Source organism: Halalkaliarchaeum desulfuricum (assembly GCF_002952775.1).
GTDB lineage: Archaea > Halobacteriota > Halobacteria > Halobacteriales > Haloferacaceae > Halalkaliarchaeum > Halalkaliarchaeum desulfuricum.
Genome location: NZ_CP025066.1, coordinates 1,440,200 through 1,463,024, shown reverse-complemented (window position 1 = coordinate 1,463,024; position 22,825 = coordinate 1,440,200). Strand labels below are relative to the sequence as shown.

The following is a 22,825-nucleotide window of genomic DNA, read 5'->3' as shown; positions in this document are numbered from 1 at the left end:
GGGCAGCCTCACTTGCCGACTGACTCGAGGAAGTTCAGCCAGCGTTTGTGATCCTCGATGGAGGCCTTCGGTGCTTGCTCGCCGTACGTTGGCCGCCGCAGGTTCTCGAGGGCGTTGATCGCGCGATCGAGGCCGATTATCTCCTCGGCGATCCGTTCGGCCTCTTCCCGCTCGAGGGGATCGTTTTCGAGCGTCTCGTGCAACTCTTCGCGCCGCCTGGAAAGCTCCGACGTCGCCTGTTTCACGAGCTTTTGCGCCTCCGGCGGGACGCCCTCGACCTTCCGGGTTTCGATGAGGAACTCCCTGAGGTGAAACTCTTCGCCGCCGACGGTGACCGTCTCTGGAGTCTGCGCGCCGACGGTGGCCCCCTGGCGGTTGACGCGGCGCAGCAGCTTTTCGCGTTCCTCCTCGTCCATGCGTAAATCGAGACCGTCGTCGAACAAGAGGCTGTGGTTCGTGGTTCGAACGCGACCGCCGCGTCACTCCTCGTCGGTGCTGTCGCCTTCGTCGCCGTCCTCGAGGTCGGTTTCCTCGTCTACGTCCTCGAAGTCGGCGTCGACGAACTCGTCACCCTCGGCGGCGTCGCCGGCGTCTGCTCCCGCGGCACCGCCCATGCCGCCGGGACCTCCGCCGGCAGCGCCACCCATGCCGCCGGGCCCGGCTCCCGCGGCGCCGCCCATCCCGCCCGGACCGGCGCCCGCCTCGCCGGCGCCGGCCTGGGCCTGTTGCTGATACATCTGCTTGCCGATCTCCTGGAGTTCGGTCGACAGCGCTTCGGTGGCTTCTTCGATCTCCTCGGTCGTCGCGTCGTCGTCCTCGAGGGTTTCCTCGACGTCGGCGATGGCGTCCTCGATCGACGCGCGCAGGTCGTCGTCGACGGCCTCCTCGTTTTCCTCCAATAGCGTCTCGGCACGCTGGACCGCACTTTCCGCCTCGTTGCGCGCCTCGATGCGCTGGCGGCGCTTCTCGTCTTCCTCGGCGTGCTGTTCGGCCTCTTCTTGCATCCGCTCGATCTCTTCGTCGGAGAGGCCGGCGCCGCCCTCGATCGTGATCGACTCGGCGTTGCCCGACCCCTTGTCCTCGGCGGAGACGTTGACGATGCCGTTCTCGTCGATGCTGAAGGTCACCTCGATCTGCGGGGTGCCGGCCGGCGCCGGCGGGATCCCAGTGAGCTGGAACGCGCCCAGGAGCTCGTTCTCCTCGGCGATTTCGCGTTCGCCCTGGAAGACGCGCACGTTGACCGAGGTCTGGTTGTCGGCGGCGGTTGTGAAGACTTTCGACTCCTCGGTCGGGATCGTCGTGTTCTTCTCGATGAGCCGTTCGAACAGGCCGCCCTTGACCTCAATTCCCAGCGAGAGTGGCGTGACGTCGAGCAGGACGATGTCGTCCACCTCGCCGCCCAGTACGCCACCCTGGATCGCCGCCCCGAGCGCGACTACCTCGTCCGGGTTGACGTTCTTCTTCGGCTCCTGACCGGTCAGTTCCTCGACTTTCTCCTGGACCATCGGCATCCGGGTCGAGCCGCCGACGAGCAGCACTTCGTCGATGTCGTCTTTGTCGTAGCCGGCGTCGGCAAGCGCCTGTTCGGTCGGGCCGACTGTCCGCTCGATCAGGTCCGTCGTGAGCGACTCGAACTTCGCGCGGGTGAGGCTCTCCTCCAGGTGGACCGGCCCCGAGTCGGTCGCCGTGATGAACGGCAGGTTGATCGTCGTCTCCTTCCGGCTCGACAGTTCGACCTTCGCCTCCTCGGCGGCCTCGGTGAGCCGCTGGAGCGCCTGTCTGTCCTCCCGGAGGTCGATCCCGTGATCGTTTTCGAACTCGTCTGCGACGTAGTCGATGATCGCCTCGTCCCAGTCGTCGCCGCCGAGGTCGTTGTCCCCGTTGGTCGCGACGACCTCGTAGACGCCGCCGCCGAGTTCGAGAATCGAGACGTCGAAGGTGCCCCCGCCGAGGTCGTACACGAGCACGGTCTGGTCGGACTCGTCGTCGAGGCCGTACGCCATCGAGGCGGCCGTCGGCTCGTTGACGATGCGCTCGACCTCGAAGCCGGCGATCTCGCCGGCGTTCTTCGTCGCCTGCCGCTGGCGGTCGTTGAAGTAGGCGGGTACCGTGATGACTGCCTTCTCGACCTCGTCGCCGAGATACTCTTCGGCGTCGCGTTTGATCTTCTGGAGGATCATCGCGGAAATCTGTTCGGGCGTGTACTCCTCGCCCTCAATCTCGACGGTGTAGTCCTCCTCGCCCATGTGGCGCTTGATCGACTGGATCGTCCGGTCGGGGTTCTGGATGGCCTGGTTTTTCGCCGGCTTGCCGACGAGGCGCTCGCCGTCGTCGGTGAACGCGACCACGGAGGGGGTGGTGCGGTCCCCCTCGCCGTTGACGATGATCTCGGGCTCGCCGCCCTCCATCACCGCGAACGCGCTGTTCGTGGTACCGAGATCGACACCGAGAATCTTGTTGCTCGCCATGTTGGTCTCACGTATCGGCTCCCGGCCGTTAAAGGTTACTAGATAGCGATCTCCTGTGGCGCCGACGAAACTACTGCTATCTTGCGATTCTTGTGACTTGCATGTGGCGGTATCCGTTTCATTTATATTGAACCTGTAGACTGTCGGCGTCGGCCCGGTCCCGTCAGCACTGCGAGCCGTCCCCGGGAAAACTAACAAGAGTTACGGTTACTCGTTATCAACCCAGGATATGGATCAGCGGACGAGAGTCCTCGTCGTCGCCGGGGCGGTGGTGGTGCTTGCCGCCGCCCTCGGCGTGCAGGCGGTCGCGATCGACCGAGGAACGGTGGTCGAGCAGAACGCCGAAGTCGGTGAACCGTATCCCGGAAACACGCTCGTGGGTGTCCACTCCTGGCAGAACGACGGTCGGCTCGTCGAGATAACTCCCGACGGCGAGATCGCCTGGGAGTACGCGATCGACGACTCGCGGTTCTTCGGCATCGATCCGTTACGCGAAGGCGAGGCGGCCCCGGGGATCGAACCCGAGGAGGACGGCAACGTGGTGCTTTTCGCGCTCGGTGAGGTGGCCCAACCGGAGGAGTGTCCCGAGGAGTATCTCAGTTACGAGGCGTCGTTCCAGGGGACGCTCGATCCGCACGAACACTGCGTTTACAACCGGGTGATCCTGATGGATCGCTCGGAGAAGGAAATCGTCTGGGAGTACTCCTGGTACGACGAGATGATCCACTGGCACGAGGTACACGACGCCGTCGTCACCGAGGACGGCGAGGTCGCGATCATCGATATGGGGAAAAACCGCGTGTTCACCGTGAACGAGGCGGGCGAGATCACCTGGGAGTGGTACGCGGCCGACCACATCGATCAGGGGACCGAGTTCTTCGAGGAACACGTCGAAGGGAGCCCACACGTCGACGATCCGGACGACTACGCGAAGGCAAGCGAGGTCGACGACTGGATCCACTGGAACGACATCGTCGAGACCGAGGACGGGAACTTCCACCTCTCGGTGCGCAACTACGACATGCTCATCGAGGTGGATCCCGAGACCGACGAGATCGTCGACACCATCGGACAGCCTGGCAATCACTCGGTGATGCAACATCAGCACAACCCCCAGCATCTCGAGGAGCACGGCACCGTCGTCATCGCCGACAGCGGGAACAACCGGGCGGTCGAGATCGACGCCGACACCGAGGAGATCGTCTGGGAGTACACCGGACCGGAGGGTGACCCGCTCCAGTGGCCCCGGGATGCCGATCGGCTCCCCAACGGCAACACGATCATCACCGACTCGCGGAACAACCGAGTACTCGAGATCAGTCCCGCCGGCGAGGTCGTCTGGCGGTTCGAGGACCCCGACGGCGAGGTAATCCCGCTCCCGTACGTCGCCGACCGGCTGCCGGTCGGTGAGACGGCCGGCGGACCGCCGGGCTACGACCTCGACGAGACGACCGCCGCGGATCACGGCGTGACGGAGCAGGTCCGGGAGGCGGAGACGCTCGCCCGCTGGGTGCTCCCCACCTGGATGCACCTGCCGCAGATCCTGAACTTGCTCGGGATCGTCCTCGGGGCCGCCTGGCTCCTCGGTGAGGGGGCACTGTACGGCTGGCGGCGGTATCGGACCAGGTGACGCGAGGTCTCGGTTCGTTCGCCGTTTAGAGGAGTTCGCGAACCACTCGCGCCGCCTCCGGCGCGTCCGCACCGAACACGTAGATTATCGGCTCGACGCCGACTTCGGCGGTGTGATAGCATGCGAAGGGGGCCGACGGGTCGGCGCGCTCGACGGCGTCGTGGACCGCTTCCGGCGTGGCAGTCCCGGTCTCGATCTCGACGACTGGATATCCCGACTCGGAGAGCGCCGCCAACAGTTCCTCGTCGTAGCGGATGTTGACGGCGCCGCGGACGTCCGCCCCCGCCTCGCGGGCGGCCAACAGCACGGACGCGAGGTGATCGCTCACGCCGAACTCCACCTCGCCGGGGACCGTCGCCCTCCCTTTCACGTCGACCAGCCGACCGGGGACGGCAGCGACGTCGTCGACGCCGGCAGCCCCCGGCAGACACTCGGCGACGTTCGAGCCGACCGCCGGGATCAGCCCGGCGAAGCCGGAGGCGTTCGTCAGCGTCCGCAGTCCGCGCCGGACCGACGACAGCACCTGCTCGGTGGTCCGCAGCGCCCCCTCCGGATCGTGGATCGCATACTCGACGTCGACCTCGGCCAGCTCCGGCATCGCCTCCTCGTGGAGTTCCGCCAGCAGGTCGCCGTCCTCGAGCCGCCGGATGAGCACTTCCGCCTCCACGAGCGCCTGGACGCTCGTCACGTCGCCGGTCGAGAGCCCCTCGCCGATCCGTTCGACGAGCGATTGCACCCTGTCGTCCGCCATGATCCGGTCGTTCGTTGCGACGTCGCCGTGAGCGTACTTCGAGACGGCCGACTGGCTCACTCCGAGCGCGTCGGCGACCTCGTGCTGGGTGAATCCGCGGTCCCGGAGCTCTTCGGCCAGCATCGACCGGAACGTGGGCAGGAACTCCTCGACGACGATCTCCTCGATGAACTTCATCGTCACGATCCCTCGTCGTCGCCTCTCGGATCCGGTTCGGTCCGGTCCGAGGGGGAAAACTCCGGATCGCTGCCGATCCGGGACGCCTGCGGGCCCTGCTGTCCCTGGTACTTGGAGCCGCGCTCTGCGCCGTATGGCCGGTCGGCCGGCGACTTCAGCTCGGTGAACGTGAGCTGCGAGATGCGCATCCCGGGCGTGAGCGCGACCGGGGCGCTGCCGAGGTTCGACAGTTCGAGGGTGATCTGTCCCCGGTATCCCGGATCACACAGGCCGGCTGTGGCGTGAACGACGACGGCGAGTCGCCCCAAAGACGAGCGCCCCTCGACGTGCGCGATCAGATCGGGCGGAACCTCCACGCGCTCTTTGGTGGTCCCGAGCACGAAGTCGCCGGGATGCAGGATGAAGTCGTCGCCTTCCGGAACGCGGGTTTCCGTGACGTACTCTTCGACTTCCTCCTCGGCGTTCGGGTGGATGCAGGGAATGTTCGTCCGCTGGAACTCGAGGAACTCCTCGCCGAGCCGGAGGTCGACGCTGGCCGGCTGTATCTGCGTGTCGAAGTCGTCGATCGGTTCGATCACCAGGTCGCCGTCCTCGAGCCGATCGAGAATGTCCCCGTCCGAGAGTATCATACTCGCCTGGCCGTTCCGCCGGGAATAAAAACCTCCGGCTTGCGCCCTCCCTGGCGGGATCCCGTCGGTCGAGGACGTGCGCAGGTGATTTATCCCCCTGTCGTCTCCTCACCACTATGGAACCGCCCGGGGCCGATACTGTCCTCGTCCGATACGGCGAGATAACCACAAAAAGCGAGCACGTCCGGGGATGGATGGCGGACCGACTCCTCGGGAACCTCTCGACATTGCTCGAGGACAGAGGGATCGAGGGAACCGTCGAGTCCCGCTACCGGTCGCGGCCCCTGATCCACACGACGGAGGAGGCGGTCGCGGCCGCGACCCGGGCGGCGGCCGACACCTTCGGTGTGACCTCTGCGAGCGCAGCGCTCCGGGTGGAACCGACCGCGGAGGCGATCGCCGTCGCCCTGGCTCGGACGGCCGAAGCGGGGTACGACGGGGGGACGTTCGCCGTCCGGGCGCGGTGCGCGGGCGACGACCATCCATTTTCGAGCGAGGAACTGGGCGAGATCGGCGGCGACGCGGTGTGGGGCGCCGTCGAGGACGACTTCGAGCCGGCTGTCGATCTCGACGATCCGGACTGGGCCGTTTCCGTCGAGTGTCGGTCCGAGGACGCGTACGTCTTCCTCGACAGGCTGGGGGGTCCCGGCGGGCTTCCGCTCGGAAGTCAGGAACCGCTCGTCGCGCTCATAAGCGGCGGGATCGACTCCCCGGTGGCCGCCTACGAGGCGATGCGCCGCGGGTCGCCGGTCGTTCCGCTGTACGTCGATCTCGGCCGGTACGGCGGGATCGATCACCGCGCCCGAGTGATCGAGACCGTCGCGACACTCTCGGAGTACGTCCCGGGGGAGGAGCTCCGGCTCCGGATCGCGCCCGGCGGCGACGCGGTCGAGACGCTGATCGACGCGATGGACCGGGGACGGATGCTCGCCTGGCGGCGCTTCACGTTCGTGGTCGCCGAGGCGGTCGCGACCCGGGAGGACGCCGTCGGGATCGTCACCGGGGAGGCGATCGGCCAGAAGTCGAGCCAGACCGCGAGCAATCTGGCGGTGACGTCCGCCGCCACGTCGCTGCCGGTCCACCGGCCACTGGTGTCCACGGACAAAAACGACATTTCCGAGAGGGCCCGCGAGATCGGGACGTTCCCGGATTCGACGATCCCGGTCGGCTGCAATCAGCTGGTTCCAGCGCAGCCGGAAACCCGTGGATCGCTGGGGGAGATCGAGGAGCTGGAGCCGGACGAGCTCGCGGATCTCGCGGCCGAGGCCGCCCGGAACCTCGAGATCGTCGAGCCCCAGCAACCCGAACAGGAGTCACAGTAACCCGAACAGTCCCCAGGCGGCCAGGGGAATCCCGACGGCGAACGCTGCGGCCGGCCAATCGAGGTCGTGGACTTCGCCGATTCCGGCCGACAGGAGATACCACTGCCACAGGAGCGTGAGCATGGAGGCGACGAGGAGCGGGAGTTCCAGCGGGGCGAGCGCCGCCAGCACCTGGTCGGGGAACGACTCGACGGGACCCGTGAACGTCGTCGTGCTCAGCACGTAGGTCAGCCCCGCCAATCCGGCCGCGAGCCGGAAGAACTCGGGGACTGCGCCCCAGGCTGCGACCCCCAGTGTCGCGAGGAACCCCCCGTCGCCGCCGGCGATCCTGGCGGCGGCAAACAGCACCACCCCGCCGATCGGCCACACCAGGAGCGTGAAGAAGAAGACGGGAACCACGTACTCGCCGGCAGCCTCCCACAGGAGCGAGCCGGCGTCGCGTTCGATCGTCGCCGGCTCGTCGCAGTTCTCGGCCATGATGGAGTCGGGATCGTCGCCGTGCGTGTCACAGACCCACTCCGGCGGGCGATCCGGGTTGTCCATCGTCACCGTCGCATCAGTGCTGGCCGCGAGCAATCCGCCGAGGTACCAGACGCTCGCCGCGAGCACGATCGCCAGCGCGAGGACGACCACAAATCCGGCGGCTGCGCTCGTGGCGAACCGCCGTTCTCGGAAGAACTCCCGCGGGGAGCGGAGGAGTTGTTCGGCTGGGCGGGCACGCTCCTGGAGGGCCATACGCTCCCGTTTTTTCCCCGCTGTCAAATGTTTTCTTGCGCCGACGCGGACGGTCAGCCCTTTAGGGGCTGCCCACCTCCACCGGGTATGAAGCAGGCAATCGTCGCCCGGACCGACCTCGGCATGGGCCAGGGGAAACTCGCCGCGCAGGTGGCCCACGCGTCGCTTTCGGCCTACGAGGAGGCCGATCGACGGACGCGGCGGGCCTGGAAGGGCGAGGGGCAAAAGAAGGTCGTCCTGAAGGCAGCCGGCGAGGACCAGTTGTTCGAGCTCGCTGACGTCGCAGAACGCGAGGGACTCCCGTACGCGATCGTCCGCGACGCGGGTCACACCCAGCTCGATCCCGGAACCGTGACCACGCTCGCGGTCGGCCCGGGGAACGACGAGGCGGTCGACCGCGTCACCGGGGAGCTCTCGCTGTACTGATGCGTCCGGCACACCCCACCGAACAGGTCGTCGGCATCGACTACTACGTGAGCGACGCCGAACCGATCGGTGGTCGGCTCCGGGGCCGTCCGGCGGACTTTCGCGTCCGCGAGATCGAGGCGTTCGACGTCGAACCCGTCGACGCCGATCCGGGCGCGTATCCGGACGTCGTCTGTCGGGTCACGCTTTGGGGATGGGACACGAACGACTTCGCCGCCCGGCTGTCGGACGCGCTGGGGGTGAGCCGCGAGCGCGTTTCCTGGGCCGGAACAAAGGACAAACACGCCGTCACCACGCAGCTGTTCTCCGTCCGGGACGTCGCCCCCGAACGGATCGCGGCGATCGGCGGCGAAAGCGACGCCGATGCCGGCATCGACGGCGCCGAAATCGACGTTGTCGGCCGTGCCGGCCGGCCGATCTCCTTCGGCGATCTCGCCGGCAACGAGTTCGAGATCGTCGTTCGCGACCCCGATCGCCCGGAGCTCGCGGGCGACGTGACCGCCCAGCTGCGGGCGTTCGCGACCGGTGCAGAGCGGGACGGATCGCCGGGGGAGGGAGGGACAGCCGACGCCGAGATCGGCGTCCCGAACGTCTTCGGCCACCAGCGGTTCGGCAGCCGGCGGCCGATCACCCACGAAGTCGGGCTCGCGATCGTCCGCGGCGACTGGCGGGCGGCGGTCCGGACGTACGTCGGCACCCCATTCGAGGCGGAACCCGACGACACCAGGAGGGCCCGCGCCGTCGTCGACGACCAGTTCGAGTCGGCGTCGCCGGACTGGCAGGCGTGCCTGGATGAAACCCCTCACAAGCTCGGTTTCGAGCGCGCGATGCTTCACGCCCTGGTCGAGGCCGAGGCCGACGACCCGGGTTCGACAGCACAAGACGCTCCCGTTCCCGAGGACGGTGGCGTCTGGCGGACGGCGCTGGAGGCGGTTCCGAGCAACCTCCAGCGACTGTTCGTTCATGCCGCCCAGTCGTCCCTCTTTAATCGAATCCTGAGCGAACGTCTCGACGCCGGGCTCCCGTTTCACCGACCCGTCGCCGGCGACGTCTGCTGTTTCGCCGACGCCGACGCGCCGCCGGAGATCGCGAAGCCGGACCCCGGTCGGCTCCAGCGCGTCGACGACTCCCGGGTAGAGATTTTGTCGCGTCACTGCGAGCGCGGCCGGGCGTTCGTCACCGCGCCGCTGGTGGGCACCGAAACCGAACTGGCGGACGGCGATCCCGGCGAGATCGAACGCGAGGTGCTCTCCGACGCCGGGGTGGAGCCTGCGGACTTCAGTCTCCCCGGGGAGTTCGACTCGACCGGCACCCGGCGGGCGATCCTCCTCCGGACCGACGTGGGCGTCGACACCGATCCACTGACGCTGTCGTTTTCCCTCCCCAGCGGCAGCTACGCGACCGCAGTGTTGCGGGAGTATCTGAAGGTGGATCCGCTGTCGCTTTGAATATACATCTCCGGCTCTCATCCGTCTCATACGGACGATAACTCGAATCCGGATCACTACCGCCGGGCTCCCGCGGAGAAAATTAAAGTCTCTCGTCTACGGACGTATACACATGGGAACAAAAAGCGTACGTCTCGACGAAGACGTCTACGAGCGGGTGAAGGCCCACAAACGGGACGACGAAACGTTCTCGGAAGCCGTCGCGCGGCTTCTACAGGACGTGTCTCTCCTGGATCTCGTGGACGAAAACGCCGAATACGACGCCGAACGTGCGGACGAACAGAAAACAGCACTCGATCGAACCACCCGTGCGGATGCCGAGGCCGTCGAAGAACTCGCGGAGAAGCGATCCTAGTGGTCGTCCTCGATACGAACTTTCTGATCGATCTCGACAACAACCGACCGGAGGCGATCGAGAAAGCCCGCGAGATCGAACGGGAGAGCAAACCTCGGCGAGTTCCACGTATTGTCGTCACGGAACTGTGGATCGCTGTCGGGAAAGGGACGAAAGCCGATCACAACCGCGAGAAGTTCGAGCGGCTTCTTGCTGGGCTCCCTCACGTAGACCTGACTGCTCCGATCGCGAAGAAGGCTGGTGAAATCGAGGGGAGGACGCAGCCTTCGGACCCGAACGGTATTGGCGTTGGGATGGCGGATGCGATAATCACCGCGACTGCCCTCGAATTCGACGAGCCGGTCGTCACCGATGACGAGACGGATTTCTGCAACCGGATCGGGAACCAAGCTGGAATCACCGAACTGGAGGTTGATTTATATGCGTCCGGGTGATTCAGGCTCTTTAACCCGCGCCGCCCCCAATCCCGGCGCGTGAGACGGTTCGACGCGGCCTACCTGGACCGAACGCGGCGGGGGATGTGGGCGGCGGACCGCACGGCCCTGACCGACCTCGAGCTCGGGAGCCGCCGCCGGATCCTCGACGTCGGCTGCGGGACCGGCGAGTTCACCCGCGTGCTCGCAGAGGAGGTGGGCGAGGGTGCTCGACTGGTGGGCGTCGACGCCGACTCGTCGCTTTTGTCCGTTGCCCGCGAGCGGTGGACGGCCGGCGATCTTTCGGTGCCCGCGTCGTTCCTCCGGGGGGACGCGACCCGGCTGCCGTTCGGCGACGGCGCGTTCGATCTCGTCGTCTGTCAGGCGCTGTTGGCCAACCTCCCGGATCCGGCGCCGGTCGTTCGCGAGTTCGTCCGCGTCTCCTCGGCGCTGGTCGCGGCGGTCGAACCCGACAACGTCGCCGTCGCCGTTTCCTCGACGGTCGAGGCGGAGGAGACGCTCGAACTCCGGGTCAGGGAGGCGTACATCGACGGCGTGGGGACGGACGTCGCAATCGGCGATCGGGTCGAGAAGCTGTTCGCGGACGCCGAACTCTCGGACGTTCGGGTCCGGCGTTACCTCCACGAGAAGCGCGTCGAACCGCCATACTCGGCAGGCGCCCTCGAGAGTGCCGCCAGGAAAGCGTCGGGGGCGGGGCTCGCTGACCACGCCCGCGAGTTGCGACGCGCGCTGGGGTCGGAGGGATACGACGACCTCCGCGGGCGGTGGCGCCGGATGGGCCGGAGCGTGGTCGACCAGATGCGCGCCGGGGAGTACGAGCGCGTCGAGATCGTCCCCTTTTACGTTACCGTCGGACGGCTGTAGCCGGAGTTAAACAGGCCATCGGAAGGCCGGGCCGCCGACGGCCCGTCAGTCAGACTAATTAACCACTACGAGAGTTTTGACATCCTCCGCGCGCTGAAGCGCGAGGATTCCCACGGTTCCGCACCGCTTGATTGGGATATTAGGGTTTACGAGACGACCTGTTCTTGTGGGGCGACCTGCCCCGTTGATTTGTCGAACAGACGTACCGATGGCTGTGCCAAACAGCCGTTACTCCTATCCTGTTCAGGATTCGGAGTTACCGTCGCTCGCATATTCTCCGCCCCGTTCAGATCACTATTCGCCACCAGTCCACACTCATCACAGACGTACAGCCCACGCTCCACACGGTTCGAATCAGCTTCCCTCCCACACACACAGCACGTTTTCGACGTTTTCAGTCCCGCTTCATCCACCCGTTCAACCTCGATCCCACGATCTTCAGCCTTGTATTCAATGTCGCTGAGAAGCGTCTCAAACGCCCAGTCGTGCAACCGCTTGTTCCCGTGGCGTCCCCAGTCTTGGTCCTCACGAACGGTTTTCGGATCCCCGACTGCGATTGTCCCGACATCCCGGTCTGCACACTGCTCGACAATATCTTTCGCTACCGCGTGCAGAAAGTGATCTTTCCGTCGGGATTGCTTCTCTCGCGCCCACTGTGCGTGGTGGCTCGGCCCGGTTTCGCCCTGTGTTTCATATTCTTCCTGCCGGAAGTAGTGGGCGTCTTCTTTCAGCGCGTTCCCCGGATACAACAGCGTCTCGTCACCGACAGAGACGGCCGCAGTGTTGCAGATCCCGAGGTCGACGCCTGCGGTTTTCTCACCGGGAGACTCGGCGGTCTCACGCTGTATTTTACAGACGAAGTGCAACTCCCACTGCTCGCCAGTCCAGACACCACGGACGGTCTGAACGCTGTCGACAGCAGCTAGCGTCTCGCCGTCGTCCGTCTGGAGCCTGTATTCACACAGGATGTAGTCAGCGGCGTACCGCGAGGCTTTCATATTCGTCCCTTTGGAGAGACGAACACGGTTGTACTCGGTATCGAGTTTGAAGCCGTGGTTTTTCCACGTCACGGTCGAGCGTGGATGGTCGTCGCCGTGTTTGCGGTAGCCGGGGGGGTTCGCATCCGGGTCGTCCTGCCCGTACCACGAGTCGAACGCTTCACCGAGTTCCTGAAGAACTCGTTGACTGGATTGTGAGTGCAAATCCCCGTAGCGGTCGTGGTGTTTGAGATACGAACAGAGATCGTCCGCACTGGGAATCTGGCCGATGGCATCCCAGACACGTTGGATCGTCCACCGCCCGACGTTCCACAGTTTCGATGCGGCAAAGCCATGCGAATCGAGGTCCTCACGGACTTGCGAGTGATTGCAGATACTCGCTTTGAACGTCCGAGTGACGACCTGATTCGACATATGTAAGCGTCGTATGGTTTCTTACATAATAGTTGCGGATGACTCCTCTCCGTGGAATATCCTCCCACGGATCCGGGCGTGGATCCCGCTTCAGGTGACGGCTTCATCCCCGCGGTGAAGCACGAGGCTTTCGCCTCGAATCTTCCGTAAACTATGGATGCGGACCCCTCACCGGCCGCGCTGCTGGAGGCCGAAACAACCCGATTGTGCGGGCGGTGTCTCGACGCGCTCGACGGCGAAGACGAGCCGTTCGAGGCGGCGAAGACGATCGTCCCGAGGCTGGGCGCTCACTGGCGGGACGACCACGCCGAATTCGGCTTCTGGACGCCACAGCTCCTCGAGGCGGGTGTCCCGCCGACGGGACGGTCCTTTATTACGGCCGGCGGCGCGCACCGGACGGGGGCGAGGACGTGCTGTTCGTCGCCAACATGGAAGGCCAGCCTGCGACGGTGACGCCAACTGATCTCGTCGACGCGAGTAGCCGGAACGGTCGGGACCACCCGCTTTTTGTCTGCCGCCGTCGACGCGCCAGTATGACCAGCACTGACGACCGCGTCGCCGTCGTGACGGCGGCCGGACGCGGGATCGGCGCGGCGTGTGCACGGAAACTGGCCGACGAGGGGTACATTCCGGTACTGCTGTCGAAATCCGGCGCGGCAGTCGACGTCGCCGAGGAACTCGGCGGCGTCGGGTTCGAGGGGTCAGTGACGGCGCCCGATGACCTGGCCGCGCTGGTGGAGGCCGCCACCGACCGGTACGGTCGGATCGACGCGGTGGTGAACAACACCGGCCACCCGGCGACCGGACCGCTCCTGGAGATCGACGACGAGGCGTGGCACGAGGGACTGGATCTCGTGTTGTTGAACGTGGTCCGAATGGCCCGGCTCGTCACGCCGACAATGCGCGAGGCCGGCGGGGGATCGATCGTCAACATCTCGACCTTCTCGGCGTTCGAACCCTCTCCCGACTTCCCGGTGTCGTCGGTGCTCCGTGCTGGCCTGGGAAGCTTCACCAAACTGTACGCCGACCAGCACGCTGAAGACGGGATCCGGATGAACTCTGTGCTCCCGGGATTCGTCGACAGCTACGAGGTCGACGAGGAGACCCGCGCGAAGATCCCGATGGGTCGTCCCGCCGGTACCGACGAGATCGCTGACGTCGTGGCGTTTCTCTGCTCGCCGGCGGCGAGCTATCTGACCGGCCAGAACCTCCGGGTCGACGGCGGCCTGACGGACTCGGTCTGACTGGCAGACTCGGTCGGTGAGCGTAGGATGTCGGGTGAATGACACGTTCGGGATAACGCCCATCACGGATGGGATTTTATCGTACCGTATGACGGGAGAGCAACCCCTCGAGGGAACGACTGCTATCGTCACGGGTGCCAGCGCCGGAATCGGTGAACAGACCGCTCGTGTCCTCGCGGCGGACGGGGCAGCCGTCGTCCTGGCGGCCCGCCGCGAACGGCGCCTGGAGGATCTGGCCGACGAACTCGAATCCGCCCACGACACCACCGCCGTCGCTGTACCGACCGACGTGACCGAAGAGCGAGAGGTCGAGTCGCTGGTCGAGGAGACCGTCGAGACGTTCGGCGGCGTCGACGTCCTCGTCAACAACGCCGGGACTGCACGCGGGAGCGACGTGACGGATCTCGAGACCGACGAGTACCGGACGATGATGGAGACCAACGTCGACGGCGTCTTCTTCGCGACGCGGGCCGCGCTCCCGTCCCTGATCGAGCGTGACGGACATCTCGTCTTCGTCGGGAGCTTCGCGGGACAGTATCCCCGCCCGTTCAATCCCGTCTACGCGGCGACGAAGTGGGCCGTTCGGGGGTTCGCACTGTCCGTCGAGGCCAGCGTCGGCCCGGAAGGCGTCGCCGTCACGGTGGTCAATCCCTCGGAAGTCAGAACGGAGTTCGGGAGCGAGGAGGGGGAGCCGTTCGAAGAGCGGTTCGAACCGGGGGAGGTCACCGAGCCCGAAGAGGTGGCCGAGGCGATCGGATTTGCAGTCCGGCAGGACGGTTCGACGCTGAGCGAAATCGACGTGTACCGTCGAGACAAGCTCGGATTCTTCTGATCACTCGTCGAAGAACCCCTCGACGCCGTCCAGTTCGAGGACGAACTCGGAGCCGAACGCCGACGCCGGCGTCTGAAAGCCGGCAGACGGCCCGTTCCCACTGCCGACGGGATCGCCGCCACCGGGATCGCCGCCGACGGGATCGCCGTCGCCGGTACCGAGCACTCGCTGAGCCGCAGTCGTCGCCGCGTCGACGGTCAGTGCGTACGTCTCGGGGGTCTGCAGCCGGGAGGTGACGGTCCGGTCGCCGTCCGATGCCTCCCCCCAGACGTAACAGGTGCCCTCCTCCCGCTTTTGTTCCGACGGGCCGGTGACCGTCGCCCGCACCAGCCGCTGGAGCCCCCGTTTCACCGGCTCCACAGCGAGTAGCGGGGACAGGAACCGTCCGGCTCGGAGGGCGATCGCGGCGGGCTTCGGCAGCGCCAGGTACACGTCGATCGTCCCGATCCCGGTCGACCGGTACGCCGTCGAGAGGTCGCCCATCGGAACCAGCACCGCGTTGCGCTCCCCGCGGCCGAAGTCGATACGTCGGTCCCCTTCGCCGACCGGTACATCGACGATTTCGCCGTCGTGCCGGCGTTTTCCACCCGCCTCGAACTGTTCGATCGCCGTCGCAAGCGTGCCCCGCGAGATGGTTCCCGACGGATCGAAGCCGAGGCGGAGCCGCGTCGCTGCAGGAAGCCGATCGTGCAGGTGAGCGGCCAGACAATCGGTCGGCACGACGTCGAACCCGACCCCGGGGAGCAGACACACGCCTGCATCCTTCGCCTCGGCGTTCCGGGCGGCGATCGCCTCGAAAACCGGGAGTTCCCCGGTGACGTCGAGGTAATGCGTTTCCGTCCCGAGACACGCCTCGACGAGCGGTCGGTAGGTGTCGACGAACGGCCCGGCGCAGTTCAGGACGGCGTCGGCATCCCCGATGTTTTCGGCGACGTCGTCGACTGCGGTGCGATCGGCTCCCGTTCCGTTCCCGAGACCGAACGAGCGACCCTCACACCCCAGTCGATCGGCGAGTTCGGCGACCTTCCGCTCGTCGCGCCCGGCGACCACGACGTCGATCCCCCGGCCGACTGCTTCCTCGGAGACGAGTTCGCCCGTGTATCCGTAGGCTCCGTATATCAGTAGTGTCACGGTTGTTGACTGTTCGTTTCTTCGTGCTGGAGAGCCATGGATCCACGGGAAACTCCGGGGCAGTTTACCGCCAATCGGATCCGGACTCATCGTCGATTGGATCCGGACTCATCGTCGATTGGATCCGGACTCATCGTCGATTGGATCCGGACTCATCGTCGATTGGATTCGGGCCGTTGAAACCGTTCGTGGGTTCGAACAGCGAAATACGTACTACTTTCAGGCTACAGGCCCAAGGTTTCGGCGTAATGTCGGACGAAGTCATCGCCCTGCTCAAGCAGGCGTACGTCGACGAAATGGAGACGGTCATGAACTACACCGCGAACGCGATTCTGCTCGAGACGATCCGCGGCGAGGAGGTCGCGGAGTCGCTGAAGGAGGACATCGAGGAGGAGCTCGGCCACGCCCAGGAACTCGGCTACCGGCTGCGCTACTACGACGAGCGTCCCCCGGCGTCGATGGAGTTCACCCCCTCCCAGGAGTCGCTTCAACCTCCCGAAGACACCGCCGACGTCCTCTCGGTCATCGAGGGTGTCATCGGGGCCGAAAGCGACGCGATCGAGACCTACGAGGCGCTCGTCGAGGCCGCCGCGGAGGCCGACGACTACGTGACCGAGGATCTCGCCGTCGAACTGCTCGCCGACGAGCAGGCGCACAAGGCGGAGTTCCTCAGCTTCAAGCGCGAGTACGAGTGACTCGCGACACCCGGTAGTATCAGTTCAGTGTTACCCTGTCGGTTCCGTCGGTCACCGCCCGGAGCCGCTCGGTGGGGAACTCCGCTGTTATAAGTGCCGCAGGACACCGCCACTCCCAGTTCCCGTCGGCGGTACCGGGCGTGTTGAACCGAGCCTCGCTTCCCAGTCCGAACAGATCCGGAAGCGGCGCAACCGCGAACACGGAATCGCTCCCCCACGCCGCCTCGATGAACTCCCAGTGGATCTCGCTCCCGTCAGTCCCCATGTAGTAGTGGAGACAGTCGCGTTGATCCTCCCCCAGCGCCTCGTAGTAGCCGCAGACGGTGTCGGTGTCGTGTGTCGACGGATACGCCACGCTGTCTGCGGCGTAGGTGTGGGGCTGGTAGCCGTGATCCTCGGTACACCAGTCGGCGTACTGCATGACGTTCATCCCCGGAGCGCCGAGTTCCCGGCGGAGCGTTTCCACCTCGTCGGTGACGTGACCCAGGTTCTCGGCGATCGCCGGCAGCCCCTCCGAGACCGTTTCGACCGCCCGCTCGATCGTCTCGAACAGGTCGCGGCCGGGCCCCGGTCGCCACTCCCCCTCGCGTGCGGGAGCGTCGACGGGAACCGCCCAGAAACTCTCGAATCCACGGAAGTGATCGAGGCGGACGAGGTCGACGAGATCGAGGGTCCAGGCCATCCGGTCGACCCACCACTCGTAGCCGGTCGCCGCCAGCGCGTCCCAGTCGTACACCGGATTTCCCCACTTCTGGCCGTCGTCGTCGTCTCCGGGGGGCACGCCGGCGACGACGGCGGGTTCCCCGTCGGCGTCGAGTTCGAACAGCTCCCTGTTTGCCCACACGTCCGCGCTGTCGAGCGCGACGTAGATCGGCACGTCGCCGACGACGTCGATCCCGCGGTCCGTGGCGTACTCGTGGAGTCGATACCACTGGTCGTGGGCGACCGCCTGCAGGAAGACTCGATAGCTGATTTCGTTTGCAAGCTCCTCGCGGGCACGTTCGAGCGCGTCGGGTTCCCGCAGTCGGAACTCCTCCGGCCAGTCGGTCCAGGAACGCTCGTCGAACCGCCTTTTCAGGGCGCGGTACAGCGCGTAGTCGTCGAGCCACTCCGCCCGCGATTCGAACGCCTCGATACTCTCGACGAGGTCGGTCGGCCGTCGGTCCCGGTAGTTCCGGTGCGCCTCCCGGAGCAGGGGTCGTTTGTACTTCCGGACCGCGTCGTAGTCCACGCGGTCGTCGGACAGCCGGGCATCGTCGCGTTCGGTTTCGACGCGGTTCCCGGAGAGCAAACCCCGTTCGATCAGATCCTCGAGGTCGATCAACAGCGGATCGATCGCGAACGCCGAACACGTCTGGTACGGCGAGTTACCGTGGATCCCGACGGTCGGCCCGAGGGGACACAACTGCCACAGCGACTGGCCGGCCTCCGTGATCCGGTCGAGAAACCCGCGAGCGGGCTCGCCGAGCGTCCCGATCCCGCCGGGGCCGGGAAGCGCGGTCGGATGGCAGAACACGCCCGAACGGCGATCGAAGTCCGTCATCGGTCCTCGTGTCCGTCTCCGAGGACGACCGTCGCCAACGTCGTTCCGACGTCCACCAACTCGGCAGCGTCGCTCGCGGCGATCACGCGGATCTCGTCGGCGCCCGGCTCGACCTCGAGGGAGGTTTCGAACGCCCCGGCGTCGACCGGAACCCAGGCCGTCTCGCTCGGCGCCCAGACGACGACATCGTCGCCGTCGGTTTCCCCCGACACCGTGACGACGGTCGTTCCGTCGTCGTCCACGTCGACGTTCGGATCGGCAATCGAAAGCGACGGCCCCTCGGGGACGTCGCCCTCGCGGTATCGCTCGGCGAGGAACCGCGGGGTCTCGACGGGCTCGCCGGCGTCGATGCTGTGAGCCAACCTGACGAAGCCGGCCATGCTCCAGGCCAGGGGCGTCGCGGCGCCGGTCCCCTCGCCGAACTCCCAGCCGTAGTCGGTCGGGTACTCCCGGTCCCACACCTGTTCGGGCAACATCCGGCCGTCGTTTCCGAACCCCGCCATCGTCTCGAGCAGCGCCCGGGGATCGAAATCGCCGTCGTCGGTCCCCCGCTGGAGTTCGTACTCGCCGCGCTCGCCCGTGAAGATCGGCCACAGGCGACCGCTCCCGTTCCGGTTCGTTCCCCAGGGGGCACCTTCGTCCGGTTCGGTTTCCCCGATCTCCCCGTAGCCGTCGCCGTTGTACCGGTACCACGCCGGGCCGTGGGGCGTCTCCGCCCGGATCGCGTCGTCGACGACAGCCACGGAGTTTTCGATCAGTGGATCGTCGGGATCGTGGATCCCCAGCCTGACGAGTTCGAGGAAGCCGGCGTCGACGATCTCTCGCTCGTCCAGCGTCGGCCCGTTGTTGGCTAGTTCGCGGCGGACGCCGCTGTCGGGGTTTCCGTTGCGAGTGATCCGGACGTAGTACGGCGCCGGCTCGAACCGTCCGGTGCCCGTGGTGGCACACCAGTCGTCGACGCGGACGCGCCAGTCGTCGGCATGGGCCAGGTACGAAAGTGCGTCGGCGCGTTCGCCCTCTCCGTCGGCCAGCGTCGCCCCGCAGGCGAGCCCCGCGATCTCGGCGGCGATCGTCGACGGCGAGTAGCCGGCCTCCTCCTCCCACCGCTCCTGGCCCGATCTGGGGCCCGAGCGAAGCAGGTACTCCAGGGAACCGCGGACGTTGCCGTAGTCGTAGCTCACCGCATCGAAGCCGATTCCGTGGTGCTCTGCGAGCTGATAGGCCATCACCGACGGGAACGAGATGTTGTCGAGCTGTTCGCCGCCCCAGCGCGTCCGGCCGTCGAGATAGGTGTTTTGCGGCAGGAAGCCGTTGACGCGCTGCTGGTACTCGTAGATGTACTCGAGGGAGTCGACGGCGCTTTCGACGTCGCCGATCTCCCGCAGCGCCGTGAACACCTGATAGAGGTCGCGGGCCCACGCGAAGTTGTAGCCGAAGTCGCGGGGTTCGGTCGCGTCGACCGCCTCGCCCCACGGCACGGACGGACTCGCGATCCCGGCGCCGGGGAACGTCTTGTCCTCGACGGCTTTCAGCACCGCGATCGCTGCGCGGTACTGTCGACGGAGGTCCGGGTCTTCGGCGACGCACTCGGGCGGCTCGAACCGGTCGAGGTACGACCGCCAGCCATCGAGGTACGCGTCCCGAACCGACACGTAGCCGGTATCGAGCGCGCTTCGGGCCTCGGTCAGCGCGGCCTCCGTGTCGCCGTCCTCGGCGAACCCGACGGAGACGACGTCCGCGAGCGAGCCGACGTCGGTCCCGAGCCGGCCGACGAGCACGGCGTGTCCCGGATCGGTCTCGGGCCGAGGTTCGGGGACGGTACCGTCGACGAACAGGCCGACGAGCGCGTCGCTTCCCGACCGGTCGACCGTCGCCCACTCGAACTGTCGTCGCGAGGCGATCGCGGCGGCGACCCGGTACGGCTCGCCGTCGGTGTCGACGATCGCGGGCTCGGCGGCGGCGCCCGTCTCGCTGGCGGCGAGCGCGTACCCGTCGCCGTCGTCGACGGTTTCGGCGGCTGTCCCGCGCATGTACCCCGAAAGCGCCGCGTTTCCGACCACGTACACGTCGTAGCCGTTGCCGTCGTGGGCGGTGAAGCTCACGTCCAACAGGAGCGACTCGCTTCCCGGGTCGGCGACGTACTCGACGATCAGCTCCCACTCGTGGCCGTTGCGGCCGGCTTCTTCGATCGTCTGTCTGTACACCGGCCCCTCGCTGCCGACCATCTCGGTCGTCCGCGAGATCGTCTCGGCGTCGTCGTCGGTTCGCGTTTCGTTGTGCGTCCGTGCGGTGTATGTCGACTCGGGATCGGCCTCGACGACGAGGAAGTCGATCGTCCGGAAGTTCATCAGGTCGACGCGGGGGAACCTGGGCTCCGTGAGGGCCCCCTCCGTCAGCGTGAACCAAACGCGTGAGGGATCCGACGTGTCGTGATCGCAGGCGGTCCCGACGCCGTGCGTCTCGCCGGTGGTCCACGTCGACTGGCCCGCCGGGCCGGTCACCTGCGTCGGTTCGGCCTCGTCGCCGATGGCGTCGGCGGCCGCGAGCCGGGCGACGGTTCCGGCACGCAGGGCGTGCGCCCAGCCGAACGGGACGGCGCTGTCTGGCGTTCCGTCGTCGAACGTCTGTTCGGGAAGCGAGCCGCCCGGGCCCGAAAGCGGCCCGTCGGGATCGAGCAATGAAAGTAGTTCGCGGGAGCGCTCGAAGGCGGTCGCGGAGGCGTCGCCCTCGCCGGCCGATTCCAGGAGCACACCCAGGTCGGCGCTGGCTTCCCCAGCCCACGCGACCGCGAGCGGCCAGAGCTTCTCGTCTGCTTCGGGCGGGCGACGCCAGTCGTCGCCCTCGTAGCGTGCCAGCCCGGCGACGCCGTCTTCGCCGTCCCGTCGGAGTCTCTCGATCGCGGTCTCGACGTGGCACCGGAGCCGGTCGAGCCGTTCGGCACCGATCCCGTCGACCAGGGCGGCGTACTCTCTGTGGGCGCCCACCAGCGCGAGCGTGGCGACGTCGAACCGGTCGTCACCCGGCTTGCGGGCGTATCGTCCCTCGTCGAGCCATCTGTCGTCCAGCCCTTCGTAGATCCCGTCGGCCCGGCGTCGCGCCTCCCTCGCCAGTTCCTCGTCTACGGGCGCACGAGCGACCGCCGAAAACGCCTCGAGGAACGCCGCGGCCGTGTGGGTAAAGCGGCCGATCTCCGTTTCCCAGACGCCCTGGCAGTTTCCGGGGAGTCCGTCATCGTCGAGGTCGTCGACGAGCGCCTCGACTGCGCGTTCGATCGTTCCCTCGATCGCGCCGGCACGCTCGGGGATGTCGCTAGCAGTCCGGAGATACGTCGCCAGAAACGCGGTGACCGCCGCGGTCCCGTCCGGTTGGTGTGTCCGCCCCTCACCGGAGACGCGGTCGTTCGCCCACCCCGGCGCGAGTGATCCGTTGTGGGCCCACACCCGCTGTGGCCAACTTCCGTCGGGAAGCTGGGTTCGACGGTAAAATCCGCAGGCGTCCGCGTGGCGATCCCCGAGATCGAGGCCGAACGTCTCTTCGAGGGCGAGCAGCCGTCGGGCGATCGCAGCGTCGTCCCGGAACCACGTGTAGCCGTAGCCGCCGGAGTGGACGTGATACGGATCGTATTCGGGGCCCTTGATCCGGGCGCCGGTCCGTGCCGTCAACAGCGAAATCGCCCTGAGGTCCGTCCGGATCGCCTCGCGGTGTGGAACGCCGGAGACGTCGGGGTCGACCGCAGAGATCGCGCGGTTGCGGATCTGACGGTCGGTCTGGTAGTGATCGGCGAAGGCCCTGACGCGGGCCAGCGCGTCCTCGCGTTCGGTCTCCCGATGGTCGACGAGCAGGCTGACGAGCGTCGTCTGCAGGAACTCCCCGTCGTCCGACAGGGGTACCTCGAGGAGGACTGTGTCGGAAAGCGGACGATGGACGCCGTTCTCCTCGCGGGCGTACTCGCGGTGTTCGCCGTCGGTCGTCTCACTGCCAGTAGACTCGTCGGTGACTGTTTCCGCTCCGGACCACAGCGAGTCGAAGGATTCCAGCGAGTCGAACTCACCGGGTGGATGCCCCACGGCCCGGTCGAAGCCCGTCGAGGCGGTTACGTAGTCGTGTTCGGCGTCGTGAAACAGTTCGACAACGTCCTCGTGACGGAGCAGTCCAGTGCTTCGATCCTGTCCGTCCGGCGTGAACCGCATCGCCGCCACGATCCGTGCCCGGTCGGGAACGTCCCCACGGAACTCGAAGTGGGTGAGGTGGGATCCATCGAGTGTGTAGTCGTACTGGTGGATCGTGTACGAGTCCGCGTCGTGTTCGGTCACGACCACGGTCGTCTCGCCGTCGTACGCCTGTCTGGTCGTCTCCATCCCGTCGAACCAGGTCGTTCCCTCGCGGGAGCGGACTCCCAGCCGCGAGCGTTCGATCCCGTGTAGCCCGAGTGTCGCCGCCGAATAGTCCCGCAGAGATCCGTCCCGATCGACGTAGACCAGTCGCCCGGCGTCGCCACTGAAAAGGCCGTCAGTCGATCGACGTTCCCCCGGGTACCACTCCTCTGCTTCTCTTTCGCGTGTGTATTCGAGTAACGCTTTGCGCATCGTGTGTTCCGTCCGTGTTCCGCCCGCGTTCCGTCCGCCATGGTCTGTCGATCCGGTGCCTCGCTCCACGGGATCCCGTCATCGTCTGCCGAGATCGGATGCGTGTATGTGACGGATAAGTACTACGCCGGTAGTAATCATTT

At 66.5% G+C, this 22,825-nt stretch carries 20 protein-coding genes; 11 read left to right on the top strand and 9 right to left on the bottom strand.

Annotated elements, in window-relative coordinates; genetic code table 11:
- Nucleotides 1-8: 8 nt before the first annotated feature.
- Together AArcSl_RS07180 and dnaK are read right to left on the bottom strand one after the other, a co-directional pair.
- A complete protein-coding gene (locus AArcSl_RS07180; protein ID WP_119817004.1) occupies nucleotides 9-416 on the bottom strand; it encodes a DUF5788 family protein in 408 nt (135 codons plus the stop codon).
- Between the two features lie 63 nt (nucleotides 417-479).
- Nucleotides 480-2,468, bottom strand: coding sequence for a molecular chaperone DnaK (gene dnaK, locus AArcSl_RS07175; RefSeq protein ID WP_119817001.1), 1,989 nt, complete (start codon nucleotides 2,466-2,468; stop codon nucleotides 480-482).
- 229 nt (nucleotides 2,469-2,697) lie between these two features.
- On the opposite strand from dnaK, the gene AArcSl_RS07170 reads away from it, so the two are divergent.
- Nucleotides 2,698-4,098, top strand: a complete 1,401-nt coding sequence (locus tag AArcSl_RS07170) for an arylsulfotransferase family protein (RefSeq protein ID WP_119816998.1) — start codon at nucleotides 2,698-2,700, stop codon at nucleotides 4,096-4,098.
- Between the two features lie 25 nt (nucleotides 4,099-4,123).
- Here AArcSl_RS07170 and AArcSl_RS07165 read toward each other — a convergent pair whose 3' ends face one another.
- Complete coding sequence (locus tag AArcSl_RS07165) at nucleotides 4,124-5,026, bottom strand: thiamine-phosphate synthase family protein (protein ID WP_119816996.1); 903 nt, start codon at nucleotides 5,024-5,026, stop codon at nucleotides 4,124-4,126.
- A gap of 2 nt (nucleotides 5,027-5,028) precedes the next feature.
- Nucleotides 5,029-5,655, bottom strand: coding sequence for a dCTP deaminase (dcd, locus tag AArcSl_RS07160; RefSeq protein ID WP_119816993.1), 627 nt, complete (start codon nucleotides 5,653-5,655; stop codon nucleotides 5,029-5,031).
- A gap of 116 nt (nucleotides 5,656-5,771) precedes the next feature.
- Here dcd and AArcSl_RS07155 point away from each other — a divergent pair, with 116 nt between their 5' ends.
- Entirely contained in the window at nucleotides 5,772-6,977 is a 1,206-nt protein-coding gene (locus AArcSl_RS07155; RefSeq protein WP_119816990.1) for a tRNA sulfurtransferase, read from the top strand.
- Here the strand turns inward: AArcSl_RS07155 and AArcSl_RS07150 are convergent.
- The gene (locus tag AArcSl_RS07150; RefSeq protein ID WP_119816987.1) at nucleotides 6,969-7,712 is read right to left on the bottom strand and encodes a Yip1 family protein; all 744 of its coding nucleotides are present in this window, start codon (nucleotides 7,710-7,712) and stop codon (nucleotides 6,969-6,971) included. The genes AArcSl_RS07155 and AArcSl_RS07150 overlap by 9 nt on opposite strands.
- 87 nt (nucleotides 7,713-7,799) lie before the next feature.
- Here AArcSl_RS07150 and pth2 point away from each other — a divergent pair, with 87 nt between their 5' ends.
- From pth2 to AArcSl_RS07125, 5 genes are all read left to right on the top strand, one after another.
- Nucleotides 7,800-8,138 carry a peptidyl-tRNA hydrolase Pth2 gene (pth2, locus tag AArcSl_RS07145; protein WP_119816984.1) on the top strand — a complete coding sequence of 113 codons (339 nt, stop codon included), beginning with the start codon at nucleotides 7,800-7,802 and terminating at the stop codon, nucleotides 8,136-8,138.
- On the top strand, nucleotides 8,138-9,586 hold the full coding sequence (gene truD, locus AArcSl_RS07140) for a tRNA pseudouridine(13) synthase TruD (protein ID WP_119816981.1): 1,449 nt from the start codon (nucleotides 8,138-8,140) through the stop codon (nucleotides 9,584-9,586). Before pth2 ends, truD begins: the two co-directional genes overlap by 1 nt.
- A 112-nt stretch (nucleotides 9,587-9,698) precedes the next feature.
- A complete protein-coding gene (locus AArcSl_RS07135) occupies nucleotides 9,699-9,941 on the top strand; it encodes a DUF7557 family protein (RefSeq protein ID WP_119816978.1) in 243 nt (80 codons plus the stop codon).
- Nucleotides 9,941-10,375 carry a PIN domain-containing protein gene (locus tag AArcSl_RS07130; protein ID WP_161945918.1) on the top strand — a complete coding sequence of 145 codons (435 nt, stop codon included), beginning with the start codon at nucleotides 9,941-9,943 and terminating at the stop codon, nucleotides 10,373-10,375. Before AArcSl_RS07135 ends, AArcSl_RS07130 begins: the two co-directional genes overlap by 1 nt.
- Nucleotides 10,376-10,414: 39 nt before the next feature.
- Complete coding sequence (locus AArcSl_RS07125) at nucleotides 10,415-11,239, top strand: class I SAM-dependent methyltransferase (protein ID WP_119816972.1); 825 nt, start codon at nucleotides 10,415-10,417, stop codon at nucleotides 11,237-11,239.
- Between the two features lie 146 nt (nucleotides 11,240-11,385).
- Here the strand turns inward: AArcSl_RS07125 and AArcSl_RS07120 are convergent, their stop codons facing one another.
- Nucleotides 11,386-12,651, bottom strand: a complete 1,266-nt coding sequence (locus AArcSl_RS07120) for an RNA-guided endonuclease InsQ/TnpB family protein (protein ID WP_119816969.1) — start codon at nucleotides 12,649-12,651, stop codon at nucleotides 11,386-11,388.
- 153 nt (nucleotides 12,652-12,804) lie between these two features.
- Here AArcSl_RS07120 and AArcSl_RS07115 point away from each other — a divergent pair, with 153 nt between their 5' ends.
- The 3 genes from AArcSl_RS07115 (at nucleotide 12,805) to AArcSl_RS07100 (ending at nucleotide 14,727) form a co-directional block, all read left to right on the top strand.
- Nucleotides 12,805-13,104 carry a hypothetical protein gene (locus AArcSl_RS07115; RefSeq protein ID WP_119816966.1) on the top strand — a complete coding sequence of 100 codons (300 nt, stop codon included), beginning with the start codon at nucleotides 12,805-12,807 and terminating at the stop codon, nucleotides 13,102-13,104.
- An 80-nt stretch (nucleotides 13,105-13,184) separates the two neighbouring features.
- On the top strand, nucleotides 13,185-13,895 hold the full coding sequence (locus AArcSl_RS07105; RefSeq protein ID WP_119816963.1) for an SDR family oxidoreductase: 711 nt from the start codon (nucleotides 13,185-13,187) through the stop codon (nucleotides 13,893-13,895).
- A gap of 88 nt (nucleotides 13,896-13,983) precedes the next feature.
- Nucleotides 13,984-14,727 carry an SDR family oxidoreductase gene (locus AArcSl_RS07100; protein ID WP_119816961.1) on the top strand — a complete coding sequence of 248 codons (744 nt, stop codon included), beginning with the start codon at nucleotides 13,984-13,986 and terminating at the stop codon, nucleotides 14,725-14,727.
- Here AArcSl_RS07100 and AArcSl_RS07095 read toward each other — a convergent pair whose 3' ends face one another.
- Nucleotides 14,728-15,858, bottom strand: coding sequence for a saccharopine dehydrogenase family protein (locus AArcSl_RS07095; RefSeq protein WP_193588509.1), 1,131 nt, complete (start codon nucleotides 15,856-15,858; stop codon nucleotides 14,728-14,730). It abuts the gene before it with no gap.
- Between the two features lie 248 nt (nucleotides 15,859-16,106).
- Here AArcSl_RS07095 and AArcSl_RS07090 point away from each other — a divergent pair, with 248 nt between their 5' ends.
- A complete protein-coding gene (locus AArcSl_RS07090) occupies nucleotides 16,107-16,553 on the top strand; it encodes a ferritin-like domain-containing protein (protein WP_119816955.1) in 447 nt (148 codons plus the stop codon).
- 19 nt (nucleotides 16,554-16,572) lie between these two features.
- Here AArcSl_RS07090 and malQ read toward each other — a convergent pair whose 3' ends face one another.
- Complete coding sequence (gene malQ / locus AArcSl_RS07085; protein ID WP_119816953.1) at nucleotides 16,573-18,096, bottom strand: 4-alpha-glucanotransferase; 1,524 nt, start codon at nucleotides 18,094-18,096, stop codon at nucleotides 16,573-16,575.
- The gene (locus AArcSl_RS07080; protein ID WP_119821798.1) at nucleotides 18,093-22,682 is read right to left on the bottom strand and encodes a glycoside hydrolase family 15 protein; all 4,590 of its coding nucleotides are present in this window, start codon (nucleotides 22,680-22,682) and stop codon (nucleotides 18,093-18,095) included. Before AArcSl_RS07080 ends, malQ begins: the two co-directional genes overlap by 4 nt.
- Between the last annotated feature and the right edge of the window lie 143 nt (nucleotides 22,683-22,825).

Coding starts and splice junctions, on each gene's coding strand:
- dcd (WP_119816993.1), bottom strand. CDS start 5,655: ATGATACTCTCGGACGGGGACATTCTCGATCGGCTCGAGGACGGCGAC.
- AArcSl_RS07100 (WP_119816961.1), top strand. CDS start 13,984: ATGACGGGAGAGCAACCCCTCGAGGGAACGACTGCTATCGTCACGGGT.
- AArcSl_RS07150 (WP_119816987.1), bottom strand. CDS start 7,712: ATGGCCCTCCAGGAGCGTGCCCGCCCAGCCGAACAACTCCTCCGCTCC.
- AArcSl_RS07170 (WP_119816998.1), top strand. CDS start 2,698: ATGGATCAGCGGACGAGAGTCCTCGTCGTCGCCGGGGCGGTGGTGGTG.
- malQ (WP_119816953.1), bottom strand. CDS start 18,096: ATGACGGACTTCGATCGCCGTTCGGGCGTGTTCTGCCATCCGACCGCG.
- AArcSl_RS07155 (WP_119816990.1), top strand. CDS start 5,772: ATGGAACCGCCCGGGGCCGATACTGTCCTCGTCCGATACGGCGAGATA.
- truD (WP_119816981.1), top strand. CDS start 8,138: ATGCGTCCGGCACACCCCACCGAACAGGTCGTCGGCATCGACTACTAC.
- AArcSl_RS07090 (WP_119816955.1), top strand. CDS start 16,107: ATGTCGGACGAAGTCATCGCCCTGCTCAAGCAGGCGTACGTCGACGAA.
- AArcSl_RS07115 (WP_119816966.1), top strand. CDS start 12,805: ATGGATGCGGACCCCTCACCGGCCGCGCTGCTGGAGGCCGAAACAACC.
- AArcSl_RS07180 (WP_119817004.1), bottom strand. CDS start 416: ATGGACGAGGAGGAACGCGAAAAGCTGCTGCGCCGCGTCAACCGCCAG.
- AArcSl_RS07080 (WP_119821798.1), bottom strand. CDS start 22,682: ATGCGCAAAGCGTTACTCGAATACACACGCGAAAGAGAAGCAGAGGAG.
- pth2 (WP_119816984.1), top strand. CDS start 7,800: ATGAAGCAGGCAATCGTCGCCCGGACCGACCTCGGCATGGGCCAGGGG.
- dnaK (WP_119817001.1), bottom strand. CDS start 2,468: ATGGCGAGCAACAAGATTCTCGGTGTCGATCTCGGTACCACGAACAGC.
- AArcSl_RS07105 (WP_119816963.1), top strand. CDS start 13,185: ATGACCAGCACTGACGACCGCGTCGCCGTCGTGACGGCGGCCGGACGC.
- AArcSl_RS07135 (WP_119816978.1), top strand. CDS start 9,699: ATGGGAACAAAAAGCGTACGTCTCGACGAAGACGTCTACGAGCGGGTG.
- AArcSl_RS07165 (WP_119816996.1), bottom strand. CDS start 5,026: ATGAAGTTCATCGAGGAGATCGTCGTCGAGGAGTTCCTGCCCACGTTC.
- AArcSl_RS07120 (WP_119816969.1), bottom strand. CDS start 12,651: ATGTCGAATCAGGTCGTCACTCGGACGTTCAAAGCGAGTATCTGCAAT.